Below are 17,446 nucleotides of genomic sequence, written 5' to 3'. Positions count from 1 at the left end.
TTTCTTATTTTTTTACTTTTTTATTGATTGTTTGAATTATTTTCTTTTTTAATCTTCTTTAAATCACTTTCTTTTTCAAAATCGTTTAAGGTTACGGTGCACATTATTGGAACATTTGGCCCAATCCTGTTTTTATCGCCCAAATAACCATACGCAATGTGCGATGGAAACAAAAAAGTCACTTTTTCATTTTTACGCATTAATTTGATACCATCTCTCAATCCGATCATAATCTCTTCTTTATCAACCAAATAATCTTGCGGACGAAGTTCAAGAGCGGTATAAATCACATTTCCTTTTAAATCATTAATTTCATACTCAAAAAATGCAACATCTCCTCTTTTTGGTCTGAGGGTATCGGTTTCATTTTTAATCTCATACGTGTACCAATAGCCTTTTTTTGAAGCAAAATATTCTTTGTCTGGATTACTTTTGATGATAGAATCGATTAATTTTTCTTCGCCGGCAACGAGCTTTTTATTACGAACAACCGATTCCTTCATAAAACTCCCCGATGATTGTTGTTTTGGTCTTCTGGCTTCAGGATCCTGACATCCGATAGCGAATAACATGCCAAAAAAAAGTAATATGTTAAAAATTTTTAATTTCATTAGAATTTTAAATTGGGGTGATTTTTTACAACATTTTCAAATTTTTTGATTGTTTCCGACATAGACAACATCGATTTTCCTCCCGCAGCATTGTTGTGTCCACCGCCGTTAAAATGTTCTCTTGACAATTGATTCACATCAAAATCGCCCAATGAACGCAATGATATTTTGATGATTCCTTCCTCTTTATTTTCAATGAAAATAGCTGTAAAGATAACATCTTTGATGGATAATCCGTAATTTACAATTCCTTCCGTATCCCCTTTTTTATAATGAAAACGGTCTAATTCTTCTTGCGTCAATGTGATATAAGATGTTTTGTGCTCTTTAATAATTCGCATGTTTTGAAGAGCTTTACCTAATAGCTGCAAACTCTCGTACGAAGTATTACTAAAAAGTAGATTATGAATTTCTGTATTTTCTATACCCAAATCGATCAAATTAGCAACAATCCTATGGGTTTTTCCGGTGGTTTTAGGGAATTTAAACGACCCGGAATCGGTTACAATACCAGTATAAATACAAGTTGCAATTGTTTTATCAATTAAATTTACATCACTTACAGCTTCAATAAAATCATAGACCATTTCGCAAGTAGAACCATAGTTTGTATCGGAAAATGTTACCGTAGCATACGAATCAGGAGCTTGGTGATGGTCAATCATTACAAAAGGAGCTTGAAGTGTGGTTAATACATTCTCCATTTCACCGGTGCGATGCAATGCATTAAAATCTAATGTAAAAATCAATTCGGCTTGTTCAAGCATACTTTTTGTTCCGTTTCTATCTTTTTCATAAATTAAAACATCAGCAGAATCGGGCAACCAAGCTAGAAAATCAGGAAATTCGTTTGGTGAAATAACAACCGGTTGATGATTCATTTTCTTTAAGAAATGATATAAAGCCAACGTAGAACCCATGGCATCACCATCTGGATTTCGATGCGGAATAATGGCAATTTTTTTAGATACTTGAAGCAGTTTTTTGGCTTCGATAATTTGATTTTCTTCCATAGGATGCGAAGTTACTTTTTTTCTGTTAATAACGAAAAAATAGCAGGAAATTATAAGTTTTCAAATGTAGATTTTTTGAATTTTTTATAAAGATTTCCTTTTACACCTCCGATAATCTGAGTTGTATAAATCCCGGTCATCCCAGAAAATAAATACGAGACAAAACAGGCGATTCCGATGAATAATCCTCCTTCTACTCCAAATAATTCCATGCCCATCACTGTGCAAGCAATCGGCGTATGAGTTGCTCCGGAAAAAACGGCTACAAATCCCATTCCTGCCAAAAGTGCTGTTGGCAAGGGTACATAAAGTGAAAGAAAACTTCCTAAAGTCGCTCCGATAAAAAACAGAGGCGTAACTTCTCCACCTTTAAAACCGGCACCTAATGTGAATCCGGTGAATAAAATTTTTAATAGAAAAACATAGACTAATTGTTCTGTTGCAAACGAATTTAAAATAGTTGGAATTCCCAAACCGATGAATTGGGTAGTTCCCATTAAAAAAACGGCAACAGCAATTATTATTCCACCCACAAAAGGACGAAGTGGCGGAAAAATTATATATTTTGAAAATATTTTTCCCCACCAATGTGTTGTTCTTGAAAATAACATAGCGGCAAATCCGAAAGGAATTCCAACCAAAAAGGCCCAAAATACTGCTTCTAATGTTATGCTTGGAACAAATGGAATACTGTAATGTGTGTGATGAATGGGTAAGAATTCAACAGTGAAATAGGCAATATAAGCTACTAAAAAAGACGGAAAAATGCTTTTGTAATTTATTTTGCTAAAAAAAAGTACTTCAATTGCAAAAATTGCTCCGGCTAATGGTGTTCCGAAAACGGAAGCAAATCCTGCACTGATTCCGCAGATTAAAATGATTTTTCTGTCTTCTTTATCTAAACTAAACCATTTAGTGAATTGGTCTGCAATACTGGTGCTCATTTGAATAGCTGTTCCTTCACGACCGGCAGAACCTCCGAAAAAATGCGTAATCAAAGTTCCCAACAGCACCATTGGAGCCATCCTAAAAGGTATTTTTTTTTGTGGATTTGAATATTCTTCTAAAATTAAATTGTTTCCTTTCACTACATCTTGACCATAGATATAATAACCATAACCAATTAAAAGTCCGCCAAACGGCAATAGCCAAATAATCCATTTATTTAATTCTCTAAAATTGGTAACAAATTCTAAACTATACAAAAATAAAGCTGATGCCAATCCGGAAAGAATTCCAACAACAATGGCTATGATTATCCACTTAAAAAGATATTTTGTTATTGACTCTAAATGCATTGATTTTAATTACTTTTCAAAAATAGTCATTTTAAGAACAATCGATGTTGATAAAGTAAATGATTAAAAAATTCAAATCACATTGAAAATTAAATAATATTGTTATTTTTATCAATTATTTAACTAGACTTATCCAAATACCACGCGATGCCCCACCTAATTAAATTATGGTTTTTGCCATTTTTAAATTACATCATTTTACAAAGCGATAAAGCAACAATTCATTTTGCTTATAAAGTTCCTTATTTTCAAAAACTTAACTCAACTTCATTTAGTAGAGATTGGCTATTTGTAGTTGTCTTTGTACTTTTTTTATTGACTATTTCATTCTTGGTTTTCAAAAGAAATGCTTCATACAGCAAAAGTTTTGTAAAGGATTTTTCGGAAACTGAATTTTCAAAAACAGAATACCAGAAATATTTCTTAGCTCTTTCCATTATCATCCCCTTCATTGAAATCGTACTTAATGTATTTGAATTGAGAAATAAACCGCCGGTGATTTCTAACTTAGTTTTTGGAGCTATCTTTTTAGGGATCTATTTTTTAAGTAAAAAAAGTGATTTTTTATTTAATTTATTACCTCGCCTTTTTATTTTCTTTTACCTAATTTACATAGCAATCGTAATAAAAAATCTTGTTTATTACGATCCTATGGAATTAATAACATTCTCTGCTTTATTGACTTTAGTCTTTTTTTCGTACAACGTTTTTAAAAAAATTAAGCATTATTGGTTTTTTATAAGTTCATTATTTGTCATTTTTCTAACTTTATTAATCGCTGGCAAATTAGTATTTGAAATTGGTGTTATTTGCATTATTAGTTTTTTATTAATTGTAATTTTAAACCATGTTAGACACACTTCCATACTAAACACAAAAGACAAATTTTTATTTGCTAATGAAATTGTAAACAAAGGAAATTCACTTGTGATTGCTACAAAAAAGAACGGAGAGTTAACGTATTGTAGTGAAAATGTAAATGAAATTTTAGGTTATAATGTTGATGATGTATTGGGAATGGGTTTCTGGGAATTAACGGAAGACCCTGAATTTGTTGGTGAAGATTATCATGAAGATTACCAAAGAGATAGAGTTTACAAAAGAAAACTCAAATGCAAAGACGGTCAATATAAATTTATTCAATGGGTTGATAAAGAGTTTGGCGAAGATTTATTTGTTGGAATTGGAATTGATGTAACAGAGCAAATTAACATTGAAAATCAATATAAAAATCTAGTTGAAACAGCTACAGATTTAATTTTTGAAACCGATGATGACGGAAAATTTACTTACATTAATTCTTTTTCTTGCCAATTATTAGAATATGATTTAAGTGAATTAATGAAATTGAATTTTGGTCAATTAATAAGGCAAGATTATAGAGAAGAAGTTGTTTTATATTACACAGAAGAATTAAAACAAACCGGTATTCCCAGACTTTTGGAATTTCCAATATTGAAAAAAAATGGAGAGGAAGTTTGGATTTCTCAAAAAGTAACCGTTAAAAAAAATGATGTAGGCGAAATCATTGGTTATTCCGGAATTGCAAGAGATATTACGTTAATAAGAAATCTCGAAATAGAAAGAAATCAGCGGCAAGACAAAATTAAAAAATACAACAATGCATTAACAAAACTATCCACTACGAGTTTTGCCAATTATGAAAGTATTACGCCTATTTTAAAAGTAATTTTCGAAAATGTATCGAAAGCTTCAGGAATTCAACGAATTGGTTTTTGGAATTATTTCTCAGATAGAATTGAATGTCTAAATTTATTTGAACTCAAAGATCTTAAACATTCCAATCATTTAATTATTAAGAAAAAAGATTTTCCGATTTATTTTGAATCTATTGAAAAAGAACAAATGATTATTGCTTCTGATGTAAACAGGCAAAAGGAAACTTCTGAGTTTATTGATAATTATTTTAAAGACAATAATGTAAAATCGTTATTAGATTATCCTGTTTTTATTGATGGAAAATTATATGGAATAATTTGTTTTGAAGCCATTGATAATTTACGGTACTGGGATAACGAAGACATCAATTTTACTCGTTCTGTCTCCGAGATTATTTCTTTGGCAATTGAAACATTGAAAAGAAAATCTATAGAAGATAACCTTAAATATAAAAGTGATATTTTAACTGCTATCACGAAAATTTCAGAAAAAATTCTTTCAAACAAAGATATTCATGTTATTTTCAATGACATTCTAAAAACACTTGGCAATGCTACAAAAGCTGACAGGGTATATTTCTTTGAAGCTAATGAAGAAAAGAGATTAATTTCTCAAAAATATGAATGGGTAAACGAAAATGTTGAACCTCAAATCAACAATCCGGATTTGCAAAACGTACCGTATGAAGTGTTTTTGGATATTGTAATTCCTTTAAAATCGAATAAAATTTACAATAAATTAGTCAAAAACATATTTGAAAGCGATCATAAAGAACTTCTAAAATCGCAAAACATTCTTTCTGTTTTAATTTTTCCAATAATTGTAAAAAATAAATTGGTTGGAGCTTTAGGTTTTGATGATTGTAAAACAGAAAGAATTTGGACAGAAGATGAAATGAACATTCTTCAAACTTTGGTAAATAATATTTCTTCATCATTAGAAAGAAATGTCAATGAAAATATCATTAACGATAGTGAAGAACGCTTCAGACTTTTAGCCGATAACATTCCCGGAACGATTTATTTATCTAAATACGATTCTAAATTCACAAAAATTTATCTTAACAATGAAATAGAAAAATTAACCGGTTATTCAAAAGAATCATTTTTGTCTAATGAAATTTATTATTCAGACATACTTCATCCTGAAGATCGAGAACGAGTAATTAAAGATCAAAAATATGCTTTGGAAAACGGACAAAAAATTCATTTCATCTATAGAATTATTCATAAAAATGGTCAAGTTATATGGGTAGAAGAATTTGGAGATGTCATTATAAAAGACAATCAAATTGAATTTATCGAAGGAATCTTTATCGATATAACAGATAGAAAATTGCAAGAAGCCGCCATTAAAGAAAAAGAAATGGCCGTTGCAGCTAATAAAGCCAAGTCGGAGTTTTTGGCAAACATGAGTCACGAAATCCGAACACCTCTTAACGGAATTATCGGTTTTACCGATTTGCTTATGAATTCTAATTTAGAAAAAGCTCAAGCAAAATACATGAAAACCGTTAATCAATCGGCAAAATCGCTGATGGGAGTTATCAATGATATTTTGGATTTCTCTAAAATAGAATCGGGTAATTTAGAGTTAACAATCGAAGAAACAAAGATAGCCGACATTGCTTCGGAAGTAATTGATACTATAAAATTTGATGCAATTCAGAAAAAATTAGACATTGATTTACACATAAATTCAGATGTGCCGGTTACTGTTTGGATTGATCCAATCAGACTGAAACAAATTTTAATCAACTTACTGGGTAATGCCGTTAAATTTACTTCAAAAGGAAAAGTAAAATTAAAAATTGCTGTAGTTGACAAAATCGCTACGCATCAAACTCGAATTCGATTTTCCGTAATTGACACAGGAATTGGAATTAGACGTGAAAATCAATCCAAAATTTTTGAAGCTTTTTCCCAAGAAGACAGCTCAACGACCAGACAATACGGCGGAACAGGATTAGGTTTGAGTATTTCTAACAAATTGTTAGGATTAATGAACAGCAAATTAGAGTTAGAAAGTGTTCCTGAAAAAGGCAGTACTTTCTATTTTGATATCGATCTACAAACTTCCAGTAAGGAATCAATGGAATTCCCAAAAAATATTGTTGTAAATGGTGAATTTGTGTATGAAAATCTAGCTGAAGCCACAGTTTTAGTAGTGGAAGACAATAATATCAATTCGCTCTTAGCCAAAACACTATTGAAAAAAATTCTTCCAAACGCAAAGATTCTTACAGTTTCTAATGGTTTAGAAGCCTTGGAAAAAGTTCAGGAAACAGACATCGATATTATTTTTATGGACATTCAAATGCCTGTGATGAACGGTTATGAAGCCACTACAGAAATTCGTAAATTAGAGAATGGCAAAAAAATGCCAATCATAGCATTAACTGCCGGAACTGTTGTGGGCGAAAAAGAAAAATGTCTCGAAATCGGTATGAATGATTATATCTCCAAACCAATCATAAAAGGAAGTTTAGAAGAAATTGTTTCGAAGTGGTTAAAAAAGTAAAATAATTTTATACTTTTATGATACTATAAACCAATAAACAATTTTTTTATATGAAATGGGAAGGCAGAAGACAAAGTAAAAATGTAGAAGACCGCAGAGGAATGGGAACAGGCGGAAAAGTAGTTGCCGGCGGTGGCTTAATCGGAATCGTCATTCTTCTCATTAGCCTTTTTGGTGGCGAAGGTGCTCAGAACTTAGCTCCAATTTTAGAACAATTCCAACAGCAACAATCAACCGAAACTCCTGCTCAACCACTTAGTGCGGAGGATGAAAAAATGGGACAATTTGTTTCAACCGTTTTAGCTGATACAGAAGATGTTTGGCATAAAATTTTTAGAGAAAACGGAATGACTTACAAAGAACCCGGAATGGTTTTATTTCGTGGTTCTGTGCAATCTGCTTGCGGTGGAGCAACTTCTGCATCGGGTCCGTTTTACTGTCCCGGTGATCACAAAATTTATATGGATTTAGATTTTTTTGATGAACTTCAAACGCGATTTGGAGCCCAAGGTGGCGATTATGCCATTGCCTATGTAATTGCTCACGAAGTGGGTCATCACGTGCAAACGTTGCTTGGAACTTCAGGAAAAGTACGTCAATTACAACAAAAACTAAGCAAAGAAGAAGGAAACAAACTTTCTGTTTCATTAGAATTACAAGCTGATTTTTATGCAGGTCTTTGGACCCATTACAACAGCAAATATTTGGAAGAAGGTGATATTGATGAAGCGTTAAGTGCCGCTCACGCCGTTGGTGATGATGCTATTCAAAAGAAAATGCAAGGTGACGTTGTTCCAGATTCATTTACGCACGGAACTTCTGAACAACGAGTAAAATGGTTTGGAAAAGGTTTCAAGACCGGCGACATCAAACAAGGTGATACGTTTGCAGAATTGAATTAAATTCAGAAATTCAATAAAAAATCTTCTTTTTTAAAAATATAAGTTCCCTTTTTTAAAGCATTCATAATTCGTTTTAAAAAAGGGATTTTTTATGAAATGTTCAATTCATTTTGAATGTCACTTTTATAAATTTGCCATTAAAATTTATAAAATGAACGTTGGCATCGATAGTATTTCCTTTGATATCCCTAAGATACACTTACCTATTTCAACCCTTGCAAACAAGAGAAATATTGAACCTGACAAACTGATAAAAGGGTTAGGTTTGCACAAAATGAGTTTTCCTGATAAGCATCAGGATGTAGTGACTTTTGCTTCCAATGCGGGTTTGAAATTAATTCAACAGGAAAATATCAATCCTTCCGAAATTGCTCGAATTTACATTGGTTCAGAGAGTGGTGTAGATAGTTCAAAACCCATCGCATCCTATGTTTTATCCTTATTGGAAAGCAAATTTGGTGAAGGTTCATTTCGAAATTGTGATGTGGTTGATTTAACTTTTGCTTGTATTGGCGGTGTCGATGCGTTGCAAAATTGTTTAGATTACATTCGATTAAATCCGACCAAAAAAGCGATTGTCATTGCTTCCGATAATGCTAAATATGATTTAGAATCAAGCGGAGAATATACGCAAGGTGCCGGTGCTATTGCAATGTTGATTACTTCAAATCCAAGAATTCTTAGTTTTTCTAATGAAGTTGGCGTTTCCACAGAAGGTGTTTTTGACTTTTTTAAACCTAGAAGAACTTTTTCCAAATCAGATATAACAAATTCATCGGATAATCCGGAATGGTTTGGTGTTTTAGAAAATGAAATTTCCATTTATAAAGAACAACCTGTTTTTGACGGACACTATTCTAATCAATGTTACATCAATCGAATTACAGAAGCGTACAATCATTTTAAAAAAGAAAGTCAGCAAACCGAAAAAGTCTATGAAAATTGGACTTCTATTTTGATGCATCTACCCTACTGTTTTCAAGGAAGAAGAACGTTTATTGAAATTTTTGCCAATGAAAATCCGGAATTAGTAAACAATCAAATTGGGGAGACTGAAAAAGACAAATTGAAAGCATTGACCAAAAGTCCGGAATATTTGGAACTCATCAACCAAAAAATTTATCCCTCAGAAATTGCTTCCGGACAAGTTGGAAACATTTATACAGGTTCAATTTTCTTGGGATTACTTTCGTCGTTATGCTTTCACGCTAAACAAAATTCAGCCTTAGTAAATAAAAAAGTTGGTTTTATTGCGTATGGAAGTGGTTCCAAATCAAAGGTTTTTGAAGCTACTGTTTGTGAAGATTGGAAATCAGTCATTTCTCAAATTAATCTTTTTGAAACTTTAGAAAATAATCATCCTATTGATTTTGAAACATACGAAAAACTACATAAAAAAGAATTACAACATTCGGTTTTAGAACCAAAAAATGAATTTGTTTTAGCTTCGATTGAAAAAGAAAATCCGGTTTTGGTTGGAGCGAGATATTATGAGTTTGTCGAATAAATCATCCTTGTGCAAAAGCACTAAATTACATCCGACTTCAGTCGGATGAAGAAAAAACAACCCACTCTTTTCGACAGCACTAACTTTATTCCGACTTTAGTCGGATGAAGCCGTAAATCCATTTTCAAAAACCCCTCTAATCTTATCATATTCCTCACCAAATGGTTTTTTAGAATGATGACATTCTTGATTTTTGATGTAATTACGAACTCGCTTCAAAATTGATTCAGAAACTGACAATGCAAAAAATTCACTTTGCCATTCAAATCTTTTCCCTTTCAAATTTGGAAACAGATCAGGGTTTTGATTAATCCAATACGAAGATTCTCCTTTGATTAATTGCATAACTTTTTCAACACTTTGATTAATTCCCAGTGAAATCAAACAATGACAATGATCTTCATATCCATTTACAAAATCAACATGAATTCCTTTTTGTTTTGCATTTTCTTTGATGTGGTTCCAAACCAACTGTCTTGATTCAATTGTGTTTAAAAATGGATATCTGTTTTTTGTGCACCAGACAAAATGGATGTATATTTTTAGATATGGCATATAATTATGATTTTGATTTTTTAGTACTCCGACTGAAGTCGGAGGCAAGCTAGTGCTGAAGCACAAATAATATTGAAAATGCTATTGATTTTGGATTTTTAATTGATTTTTGAATTTGTCATTGATATTGATTTTTGACAATGCCTACCCCAACCAACCCTCTCGATCCAAACTTCGATATTGAATCGCCTCAGCAATATGATTCGGTTTGATGTTTTCAGCAGCTTCCAAATCAGCAATTGTTCTGGCAACTTTTAAAATTCGGTCATACGCTCGTGCAGATAAATTCAATCGCTCCATTGCTGTTTTGAGTAAACTCAGCGAAGCTTCATCCAACACACAATATTCACGAATGTGTTTGCTTCCCATTTGAGCATTATAATGAATGGAATCAAAATTTTCAAAACGATGAGACTGAATCTCTCTGGCAGAGGTCACTCGTTTTCTAATTTCCACACTACTTTCTGCTTTTCTGGTTTCGGTTAATTTTTCAAACGGAACGGGATTTACTTCAATATGTATATCAATTCTATCCAAAAGCGGTCCCGAAATTTTGCTCAAATACCGTTGCATTTCCGCCGGAGAAGAACTTATTGGAGCATTCGGATCATTAAAATAGCCACCCGGACTTGGGTTCATACTCGCAACTAACATAAACGACGAAGGATAAGTAATAGTAAATTTTGCCCTTGAAATGGTTACTTCTCTATCTTCCAACGGTTGACGCATTACCTCCAACACTTCACGTTTGAACTCGGGCAATTCATCTAAAAATAAAACGCCGTTGTGAGCTAATGAAATTTCGCCCGGTTGAGGATAACTTCCTCCGCCAACGAGCGAAACACTATTAGCTTGCTTACAATGGATGGTGTAAACACCGCCAGTAAAAACAGCTATTTCAGAATATTCTTTTTGTTAATGTGAATGTAAACTGAATATTAACAATGTCATTTAGCCATTACAAAAAGTTGGCATCACTTCAAATAAGTGGGTATATTTGGATTAATGACAAAGAAAAAATGAAAAAAGATGAATAAAGTCGCAATGTATTGTAGGGTTTCAACCATTGACAAACAGGATTATCAAAGGCAAATTTCTGATTTAAAACCAGAAATTTTTAAACACAAATTTTTAGAATCTGATATTGATGAATATTCAGAAAAAGTATCTGGGTACAAAAAAGAAAGACCTGAATTAAACAAACTATTAACCAAAATAGAAGAAAATCCATCTTACTATAAGTGTATCTATGTTACCGAAATAAGCAGAATTGGAAGAAACCCAAAACATACAAGGGAAATTGTTGATAGACTAACTGAATTGCGTGTACCCATTTTTATCAAAAGTATTGGACAATCCACACTTGATGAAAAAGGTAATAGAAACATTATCGTTTCAATAATCCTTCAAGTACTTATGGAATTTGCTGATTTGGAAACACAAACATTTAAAGAAAGAAGCCGTTCTGGACTTAAACAATCAGCATCGATTGGAAGGGTTGGTGGTGGTGGAAATCCACCATACGGTTATACAAAAGGTGAAAATAAAATGATGATTGTTGATGATGAAGAAGCTGAAATAGTGAAACAAATCTATCAATTGTATTCTCAAAATAATGGTACTAAAGTTATTTCAAACATCCTAAATGAAATTGGTGTACCAACCAGATACAATAAAAAAGAAAAAGGTAAAACCCTAACCATAAATAATATTGAAAAGGATGTTGAATTGATACAATGGAGTGATAAACAAATATTGGACATTTTAAAAAATACAATCTATATTGGTCAAAGAAAATTCAAAGATGAAATATTTGATGCACCGAGAATTATTGAAAATGAACTTTTTGATAAATGCAAAAACATAAGAGAAAACAAAACCCATAGAAACTACTTAACTAACTACACATATTTATTCAAAGACATTATCAAATGTGGTTGTTGTGGAAAAAATTATTTTGCTAAGTACAAACCAGTACCCAATGGTGATAAAGTTTATGTATGTTCATCAAGATTAAAAAAGGGTGGTAATTGTGGTAATGGTGGGGTTAATATATCACTTATTGAATCAACAATCTACAACGAACTAATTAATTCAGATTCAATATTGAAATATCTGCAATCACCAAACAACCTTAAAACGGAACTTCAAAGTGAAATTCAAAAATTGGAACAGCAACTAAAGATTGAAACAAAGAACCAAACCAATAAGAATAATGAGTTAAATAGATTGTTGGATTTGTTCTTATCATCAACCAATAGCAATATGCAACTGTACCAACAAAGGGAAGAAAAGCTAAACAATGAAATCAAATTACTTACTGATAAGGTTGCTTTGATTAGAAAAGAATTGCTAAACAAAAAGATTACCCTTAAAAAGTTTGATGAAAAGAAAGCCAGTTATCAAATGTTGAAGGATGCCAAACACAACAGAACTGAATTGGCACTTATTTACAAACAAATCATTTCTAGGGTGGTTGTCAATGTAATTGATGTCAAGAATGCGTTTATAACCGTTTACATTCAATTAAACGGAAAAGAATTGGATAACCCACTAAAGATTATATTGGATTTGCACGGTGTTAAGAGCAAACCCAAGAAGTTTAGATACACCCCTATTCTAAGCTTATCCAATGAACCAAAATTCAACAATGGTGTTCTTATCAATTTGAATAAGATTGGTGATGAAATAATTGAAAAAAATGAATTTATGGATTGGATTCACATTCACAATAAGAATGTTTTGATGGTTGAAAATTAGAAATTGAAAATATTAAAAATGTATTTTCTTACAAGTGAAAAAAATCACAAAAATTTTCAACTTTTCAAAAATTCACTTAGCAAAAAAATTAAAACATTAAAAATCAAACAATTATAAGACCCAGTAAATTTACTTGCGATATTCTTAGTGCATAATAAATTTATTGGGTTTATTCGCAAAGTTTTTTTCATTTTTTTGCGAATTTTATTTGCAGAATTAAAAATCGCCTATAATTTTGCACCAGAATTTTAAAATAAATCATTTAAAAATAATCAATTAAAAACTAATAATTATGAAAAAAATTAAAACTCACGTAACAAAAAAAGATGGTACAAAATTTCAATTATCAGCTTTAGATGGAACATTAAATATTTTTGAATCTATTCATTCTGATTCGCATATAAGATTGACTAGTAGCAGAATATACTCTAATGATTATGTAATATCTTGTTGTTATCCAAATGAACAATACATTACTTGTATTACGGGAATTTTGGAGAATGGGATTTATGGATATAACATTTATGAAAATGGCATTTTAACACATTCCAATCATACTGGAAAATTTGTGGATAATGAATTTGCTAAAGAAAATATTAAAAATGGAATAGAACCAATAATCGAAGATATTTACCAATGGGTTGAAAATAACTATGGTGAAGTTTTTTCAATTACATCACTTGGGTAAAGTAATTAAATAATTAATTAAACAAAAAAAAGAAATTATGAAAACACTAATTAACCCAATTCAAGAATCTTCAATTCAACAAACAATTCAAAATTTTGAAGATTATATCAAAAATGCTGACCATTCAGAACCAGCAACATTAAACCTAATTATTGAAGATGGTTTAACATCAGATGAACTTGATAGTATCGAATTAATGGTAAAAGATTTTGAAAGCTTTGAAATATTCAATTCTGGTGAACAAGTTATACTATCAAATGAACAGTTAGAAAATATGTTATCTGATTTAAAAAATTATTCAACTAAAAAATAAAAATATGATTTAAAAAATGATTTGATTAATTGATTTAACTTGAAAAGGTAGCCTTGTGTTACCTTTTTTCATTAAACGAATTTACGATTTGTTAATAAAAAAAAGTTGGCATTGCTTCGATTTGCTTAGTAACTTTGTATGTATAGCTACTTCTTTAAAGAAAATTCAAAAAAACTTAGCTCTTTTTTGACTTTTTCAAAATTCCAAGATATTTATTGTTATACGACAATATCAAATAATAACAATTAAAAAAAAATGCAAAATGAAAACACAAGAAGAAAAATTAAAAATTAAAGAAATTATTAAAAATGCCAAAAAATCAGTTGGTTTAAAAGGTAATATTAAACCAATGAAAATTAAAATGTATGATGATGATTTAATTGAAGCAAATATTAGTTTTAAAACTAAGCTTGATTTGGAATGTTTTATGTTTCACGTCCAAGATTTAGCAACCAGAACCAATTTTGGATACCGATACGGTCAAAATATGGCGGGGGCTGAAATTGAAAATGACGATTATTTAATAGATTTTGGAGTTCCAAAAGGTGAGAATGGTGATAACAATCATTGGCATTATCAAAAAACATACATAGAAATATCTATTAGCTGTTTAAACGAAAGTAAAATTGATATAAATCCTTAAAATTACAATTGGTCATAATAAACCAATTTGATGATATTGGTCAAATTAAACCAATCAAGAAAATAACAAGCTATTAATAACCCTAAAAAATTGATTAAAATTAATGATATACTAACCTCATCAAATTCCAAATTTAGAATACTTGACATTGAAGATAGATTCTATTTAGCGGAACAAACAATAAAAGATAAAGTACAAGCTTATGAAGTTGGAACGCTACGCATCAATAGAGGTGGTTTTTCATCTGCACCATTGAGATTACCATCACCAGCTAACTTTGGTATTGGTAAGTATGATAAAACCTTTACTGTGCATAATAAAATGGATGCTGTGGATTATTTCAACAGCATAAAGAATAACAACTAAATATAAAGCAATGGAAACTAATCAAGAAGAAAACAAAAAGGATTTGATTGAATCAAAACCAATCAATGAACCCGCTGGTGATTCCAACACCACTACTGAAAATAAATTCTGCTACAATACTTTGAAGAAATATGCATCAAGTATAATGGAAGTGGAAATCTAATAAACCCCAATCAAAGCAAATGAACATTTATGATACTGAACCCAAACAAATCAAAGAAGCCATAAAAGAAAGCCTTCAAAGAAAATTCAAAGTTAACATAAGCTGGTATGATATTGAAAGTATCTATTATGATTTGTATGTGAAACCTCAACTAAAAAGATTAACCCAAGAATTAGATAAATTAATAGCTGTGAACTAACAGCTATTTTTTTTTATATTTATGGAAAATTTTAATATGGTTCTGCATACAACATTAACAACAGATTTTAGTCAAGAACTAAAACACATCATTTGGGTTAATCAAGTTCCTTTTACTGGTGATGCAAAGTATTATGTTGCAGTAATCGTAAATAGTTCTGTAATGCTTCAACAATTTGAGAATACCGATTATGAAAGTTTGATTAATGAAATCAGAACTTACTTGAATAAATTTAATCCATTGAAAATTGAAGTATCTGTAAAAATAAATAATGAATCTTTATCAGTTGATAAAATACTTTATGCACATACAACCCTTAGTTTAAAATTATTATGATTGAAAGCTTTGAACATTCAAATGATAACCCAATTATTTCAATTGTAGTTTCAACCGTACAAACAGATAAGAAGTTTAACCCAGCCATAAACGCATTGGTTACAAATAAGACTAGCAAAATAATTAAAATAAAATTCAATGAAGTTTATTTTGTAAGTCATAACAAGATTCAAAGGGATATTCACAACGGTTATTATTTAAGTCAACCAATTGAAATCCTTCCAAATGTATCAAAGAATATCACATACAACTTATCCAACGTTAATGATAGGGATTATCGCTTTAATCCAATGGATTTAATTATCACAACATTCACCATTGATGGAAACAAATATTCATTAGGTATCAGGATTGGGAACGCAAAAGATTTAACCAGCACCCCAATTCTTCAACCGACAACACCCAATATAAAAAAGAAAGAACCAAAGTGGCAATTAGGATGTTTAGTAATTTTCTTAATTTTTGTTTTTTATATGGTTTTAGCATACCTATTTAGAAATTATAAAGGAGTTTGATATTAGATTTAAAATTAAATAAGGGTAACTAATCGTTACCCTTGTTGTTTAATATCTCTTTCAACTTCTTAATGGTATTCATACTGCAATTACCAAGCTTTGCCAGATTCCTAAGGCTCATTTTAGGATTCATTTTAATGGCTTTTACAGCGACTTTATACTTTTCCAATACTTGTTCATCAGTTTCAGTAGTTCCCTTAACCCTACCAAGATAAACCGTACCCTTTGCCTTAGCCAATTTTATCCCTTGTTCCTGATTTTCAAGTATGCTTTCCCTTGTCATTTCCGATAAATTGGCAAGTATATCTGTTATCATCTTGAATGATGGGTTTGCTTTGCCATTGGGTAATATTGATTCAATCCCTAGGTTATCAATCTTAACCGTTACACCCTTTTCTTTAAAGTAATCCAACGTCCTTTGTATATCCATTGCAGAACGCCCCAATCGGTCAAGTTGGGATGTTGATACATAGTTTACCTTACCAGCTTCAATTGCTTCAATTAGCTTTAACCCAGATGGTCTTTTATTAAATGGTGTTGACCCTGTTATGGTATCTGTAAATATCAATTCATCTGGTTTGGCTTGTGCATCTTGTCTATCTGTTTTTTGCCCTTTGTTAAGGGTGCTGATTCTAATATACCGTGCTTTCATATCTTTTAGAATTGGGTTAATGTGATTTGATAAATACCATCCCGATAAATTAAATTACCTACTTTGGAATTTGATTTTATAGCTTGTTTATAAGCATATAAATAAATTGATTGTTCTGGTGTTTCATTGTTAAAAATGAAATAAGTGGTTTCACCATCAACATAAGATTCAATTAAATTTTTCATATCATAAATAGTTTAAGATGTTAAATAATTGGAAGGGTGCATTTAACTCAAACTACTTAGTTATTAAAATTTATAATCATCTAATTTTTCAATATCCAAATCAATCAATTCTTGAAGCTGGTCAAAGTAAACTTCGTGTTGCTCCTTTTTGATTGTTTTATTACCTTCTAATAAGTAATAGCTGTAAGTATCATTCCAAGCTAAAACTATTAGTAACCATCCCTTGTGATGGTGTCCGTTAACCTTCATCAGTAAACCTTTATTCTTAAAGTTTATCTTTTGTTCAACACCCCAACTCATATAAATTGAAGTGTTTGTGTGAATCAATAATTTGATGGTTTCACTAGTATCAAATTCACGTTGTAATAAATCTTCGATATTATCGAAATTTTTATTTAACTTTGTCATATATGTAAATGTATTTAGTTCATTTGAGTTAAATGCTTTAAAAGTGGTGTTCCTAGCACCACTTTTTTATTTTACCCTTCCAATATTTCAAATAACTTTTGTTGGTCAATTCCAACACAACAAATATAGTTA

The 17,446-nt window shown here is 30.9% G+C and carries 19 protein-coding genes and 1 pseudogene; 12 read left to right on the top strand and 8 right to left on the bottom strand.

Annotated features, from left to right (window positions below; genetic code table 11):
• Positions 1-20: 20 nt before the first annotated feature.
• Genes gldI through B4N66_RS08195 form a run of 3 tightly spaced genes read right to left on the bottom strand, consistent with a single transcriptional unit; the run spans position 21 to position 2,922 of the window.
• Positions 21-611 (bottom strand): gliding motility-associated peptidyl-prolyl isomerase GldI, encoded by a 591-nt coding sequence (gene gldI / locus B4N66_RS08205; protein ID WP_291093856.1) that lies wholly within the window; start codon positions 609-611, stop codon positions 21-23.
• Positions 611-1,624 carry a DHH family phosphoesterase gene (locus tag B4N66_RS08200; RefSeq protein ID WP_291093854.1) on the bottom strand — a complete coding sequence of 338 codons (1,014 nt, stop codon included), beginning with the start codon at positions 1,622-1,624 and terminating at the stop codon, positions 611-613. The genes gldI and B4N66_RS08200 overlap by 1 nt, the downstream gene beginning before the upstream one ends.
• A 50-nt stretch (positions 1,625-1,674) precedes the next feature.
• Positions 1,675-2,922: a voltage-gated chloride channel family protein gene (locus B4N66_RS08195; RefSeq protein ID WP_291093853.1), complete on the bottom strand. Its 1,248-nt coding sequence runs from the start codon at positions 2,920-2,922 to the stop codon at positions 1,675-1,677.
• A 147-nt stretch (positions 2,923-3,069) separates the two neighbouring features.
• Here B4N66_RS08195 and B4N66_RS08190 point away from each other — a divergent pair, with 147 nt between their 5' ends.
• From B4N66_RS08190 to B4N66_RS08180, 3 genes are all read left to right on the top strand, one after another.
• Positions 3,070-7,122, top strand: coding sequence for a PAS domain S-box protein (locus B4N66_RS08190; protein WP_291093852.1), 4,053 nt, complete (start codon positions 3,070-3,072; stop codon positions 7,120-7,122).
• Between the two features lie 50 nt (positions 7,123-7,172).
• Positions 7,173-8,024, top strand: a complete 852-nt coding sequence (locus B4N66_RS08185; protein WP_291093850.1) for a KPN_02809 family neutral zinc metallopeptidase — start codon at positions 7,173-7,175, stop codon at positions 8,022-8,024.
• A gap of 151 nt (positions 8,025-8,175) precedes the next feature.
• On the top strand, positions 8,176-9,531 hold the full coding sequence (locus B4N66_RS08180; RefSeq protein WP_291093847.1) for a hydroxymethylglutaryl-CoA synthase family protein: 1,356 nt from the start codon (positions 8,176-8,178) through the stop codon (positions 9,529-9,531).
• Positions 9,532-9,627: 96 nt separating this feature from the next.
• On the opposite strand, the gene tnpA is transcribed toward B4N66_RS08180, so the two are convergent.
• Positions 9,628-10,086 carry an IS200/IS605 family transposase gene (gene tnpA / locus B4N66_RS08175; RefSeq protein ID WP_291093846.1) on the bottom strand — a complete coding sequence of 153 codons (459 nt, stop codon included), beginning with the start codon at positions 10,084-10,086 and terminating at the stop codon, positions 9,628-9,630.
• A gap of 144 nt (positions 10,087-10,230) precedes the next feature.
• Positions 10,231-10,935 (bottom strand): annotated as a pseudogene (locus tag B4N66_RS08170) (YifB family Mg chelatase-like AAA ATPase); the annotation flags it as partial.
• Positions 10,936-11,115: 180 nt separating this feature from the next.
• Here B4N66_RS08170 and B4N66_RS08165 point away from each other — a divergent pair.
• The 9 genes from B4N66_RS08165 (at position 11,116) to B4N66_RS08125 (ending at position 16,069) form a co-directional block, all read left to right on the top strand.
• Complete coding sequence (locus B4N66_RS08165) at positions 11,116-12,846, top strand: recombinase family protein (protein ID WP_291093845.1); 1,731 nt, start codon at positions 11,116-11,118, stop codon at positions 12,844-12,846.
• Positions 12,847-13,138: 292 nt separating this feature from the next.
• Entirely contained in the window at positions 13,139-13,534 is a 396-nt protein-coding gene (locus B4N66_RS08160; protein ID WP_291093844.1) for a hypothetical protein, read from the top strand.
• A 37-nt stretch (positions 13,535-13,571) separates the two neighbouring features.
• On the top strand, positions 13,572-13,847 hold the full coding sequence (locus B4N66_RS08155; RefSeq protein ID WP_291093842.1) for a hypothetical protein: 276 nt from the start codon (positions 13,572-13,574) through the stop codon (positions 13,845-13,847).
• A gap of 262 nt (positions 13,848-14,109) precedes the next feature.
• Positions 14,110-14,490: a hypothetical protein gene (locus B4N66_RS08150; RefSeq protein ID WP_291093840.1), complete on the top strand. Its 381-nt coding sequence runs from the start codon at positions 14,110-14,112 to the stop codon at positions 14,488-14,490.
• Positions 14,491-14,580: 90 nt separating this feature from the next.
• Positions 14,581-14,856 carry a hypothetical protein gene (locus B4N66_RS08145; protein WP_291093839.1) on the top strand — a complete coding sequence of 92 codons (276 nt, stop codon included), beginning with the start codon at positions 14,581-14,583 and terminating at the stop codon, positions 14,854-14,856.
• Between the two features lie 10 nt (positions 14,857-14,866).
• Positions 14,867-15,019 carry a hypothetical protein gene (locus B4N66_RS08140; protein WP_291093837.1) on the top strand — a complete coding sequence of 51 codons (153 nt, stop codon included), beginning with the start codon at positions 14,867-14,869 and terminating at the stop codon, positions 15,017-15,019.
• A 19-nt stretch (positions 15,020-15,038) separates the two neighbouring features.
• Positions 15,039-15,218: a hypothetical protein gene (locus B4N66_RS08135; protein WP_291093835.1), complete on the top strand. Its 180-nt coding sequence runs from the start codon at positions 15,039-15,041 to the stop codon at positions 15,216-15,218.
• Between the two features lie 36 nt (positions 15,219-15,254).
• Positions 15,255-15,554 carry a hypothetical protein gene (locus B4N66_RS08130; protein ID WP_291093833.1) on the top strand — a complete coding sequence of 100 codons (300 nt, stop codon included), beginning with the start codon at positions 15,255-15,257 and terminating at the stop codon, positions 15,552-15,554.
• The gene (locus tag B4N66_RS08125; RefSeq protein ID WP_291093832.1) at positions 15,551-16,069 is read left to right on the top strand and encodes a hypothetical protein; all 519 of its coding nucleotides are present in this window, start codon (positions 15,551-15,553) and stop codon (positions 16,067-16,069) included. Before B4N66_RS08130 ends, B4N66_RS08125 begins: the two co-directional genes overlap by 4 nt.
• Positions 16,070-16,097: 28 nt before the next feature.
• Here B4N66_RS08125 and B4N66_RS08120 read toward each other — a convergent pair whose 3' ends face one another.
• The 3 genes from B4N66_RS08120 to B4N66_RS08110 form a co-directional block, all read right to left on the bottom strand.
• Positions 16,098-16,721 carry a recombinase family protein gene (locus tag B4N66_RS08120; protein WP_291093831.1) on the bottom strand — a complete coding sequence of 208 codons (624 nt, stop codon included), beginning with the start codon at positions 16,719-16,721 and terminating at the stop codon, positions 16,098-16,100.
• 5 nt (positions 16,722-16,726) lie between these two features.
• Positions 16,727-16,906 (bottom strand): hypothetical protein, encoded by a 180-nt coding sequence (locus B4N66_RS08115; RefSeq protein WP_291093830.1) that lies wholly within the window; start codon positions 16,904-16,906, stop codon positions 16,727-16,729.
• A 63-nt stretch (positions 16,907-16,969) separates the two neighbouring features.
• Positions 16,970-17,314 carry a hypothetical protein gene (locus B4N66_RS08110; protein ID WP_291093829.1) on the bottom strand — a complete coding sequence of 115 codons (345 nt, stop codon included), beginning with the start codon at positions 17,312-17,314 and terminating at the stop codon, positions 16,970-16,972.
• Positions 17,315-17,446 lie beyond the last annotated feature (132 nt).

Source organism: Flavobacterium sp. UBA2787, from assembly GCA_002352205.1.
GTDB lineage: Bacteria > Bacteroidota > Bacteroidia > Flavobacteriales > Flavobacteriaceae > Flavobacterium.
This window is presented reverse-complemented; position numbering and strand designations above follow the sequence as displayed.

What these genes read in the sequence shown, in the direction of transcription:
- gldI (WP_291093856.1), bottom strand. Translation starts at nt 611, where the DNA reads ATGAAATTAAAAATTTTTAACATATTACTTTTTTTTGGCATGTTATTC.
- B4N66_RS08200 (WP_291093854.1), bottom strand. Translation starts at nt 1,624, where the DNA reads ATGGAAGAAAATCAAATTATCGAAGCCAAAAAACTGCTTCAAGTATCT.
- B4N66_RS08195 (WP_291093853.1), bottom strand. Translation starts at nt 2,922, where the DNA reads ATGCATTTAGAGTCAATAACAAAATATCTTTTTAAGTGGATAATCATA.
- B4N66_RS08190 (WP_291093852.1), top strand. Translation starts at nt 3,070, where the DNA reads ATGCCCCACCTAATTAAATTATGGTTTTTGCCATTTTTAAATTACATC.
- B4N66_RS08185 (WP_291093850.1), top strand. Translation starts at nt 7,173, where the DNA reads ATGAAATGGGAAGGCAGAAGACAAAGTAAAAATGTAGAAGACCGCAGA.
- B4N66_RS08180 (WP_291093847.1), top strand. Translation starts at nt 8,176, where the DNA reads ATGAACGTTGGCATCGATAGTATTTCCTTTGATATCCCTAAGATACAC.
- tnpA (WP_291093846.1), bottom strand. Translation starts at nt 10,086, where the DNA reads ATGCCATATCTAAAAATATACATCCATTTTGTCTGGTGCACAAAAAAC.
- B4N66_RS08165 (WP_291093845.1), top strand. Translation starts at nt 11,116, where the DNA reads ATGAATAAAGTCGCAATGTATTGTAGGGTTTCAACCATTGACAAACAG.
- B4N66_RS08160 (WP_291093844.1), top strand. Translation starts at nt 13,139, where the DNA reads ATGAAAAAAATTAAAACTCACGTAACAAAAAAAGATGGTACAAAATTT.
- B4N66_RS08155 (WP_291093842.1), top strand. Translation starts at nt 13,572, where the DNA reads ATGAAAACACTAATTAACCCAATTCAAGAATCTTCAATTCAACAAACA.
- B4N66_RS08150 (WP_291093840.1), top strand. Translation starts at nt 14,110, where the DNA reads ATGAAAACACAAGAAGAAAAATTAAAAATTAAAGAAATTATTAAAAAT.
- B4N66_RS08140 (WP_291093837.1), top strand. Translation starts at nt 14,867, where the DNA reads ATGGAAACTAATCAAGAAGAAAACAAAAAGGATTTGATTGAATCAAAA.
- B4N66_RS08135 (WP_291093835.1), top strand. Translation starts at nt 15,039, where the DNA reads ATGAACATTTATGATACTGAACCCAAACAAATCAAAGAAGCCATAAAA.
- B4N66_RS08130 (WP_291093833.1), top strand. Translation starts at nt 15,255, where the DNA reads ATGGTTCTGCATACAACATTAACAACAGATTTTAGTCAAGAACTAAAA.
- B4N66_RS08125 (WP_291093832.1), top strand. Translation starts at nt 15,551, where the DNA reads ATGATTGAAAGCTTTGAACATTCAAATGATAACCCAATTATTTCAATT.
- B4N66_RS08120 (WP_291093831.1), bottom strand. Translation starts at nt 16,721, where the DNA reads ATGAAAGCACGGTATATTAGAATCAGCACCCTTAACAAAGGGCAAAAA.
- B4N66_RS08115 (WP_291093830.1), bottom strand. Translation starts at nt 16,906, where the DNA reads ATGAAAAATTTAATTGAATCTTATGTTGATGGTGAAACCACTTATTTC.
- B4N66_RS08110 (WP_291093829.1), bottom strand. Translation starts at nt 17,314, where the DNA reads ATGACAAAGTTAAATAAAAATTTCGATAATATCGAAGATTTATTACAA.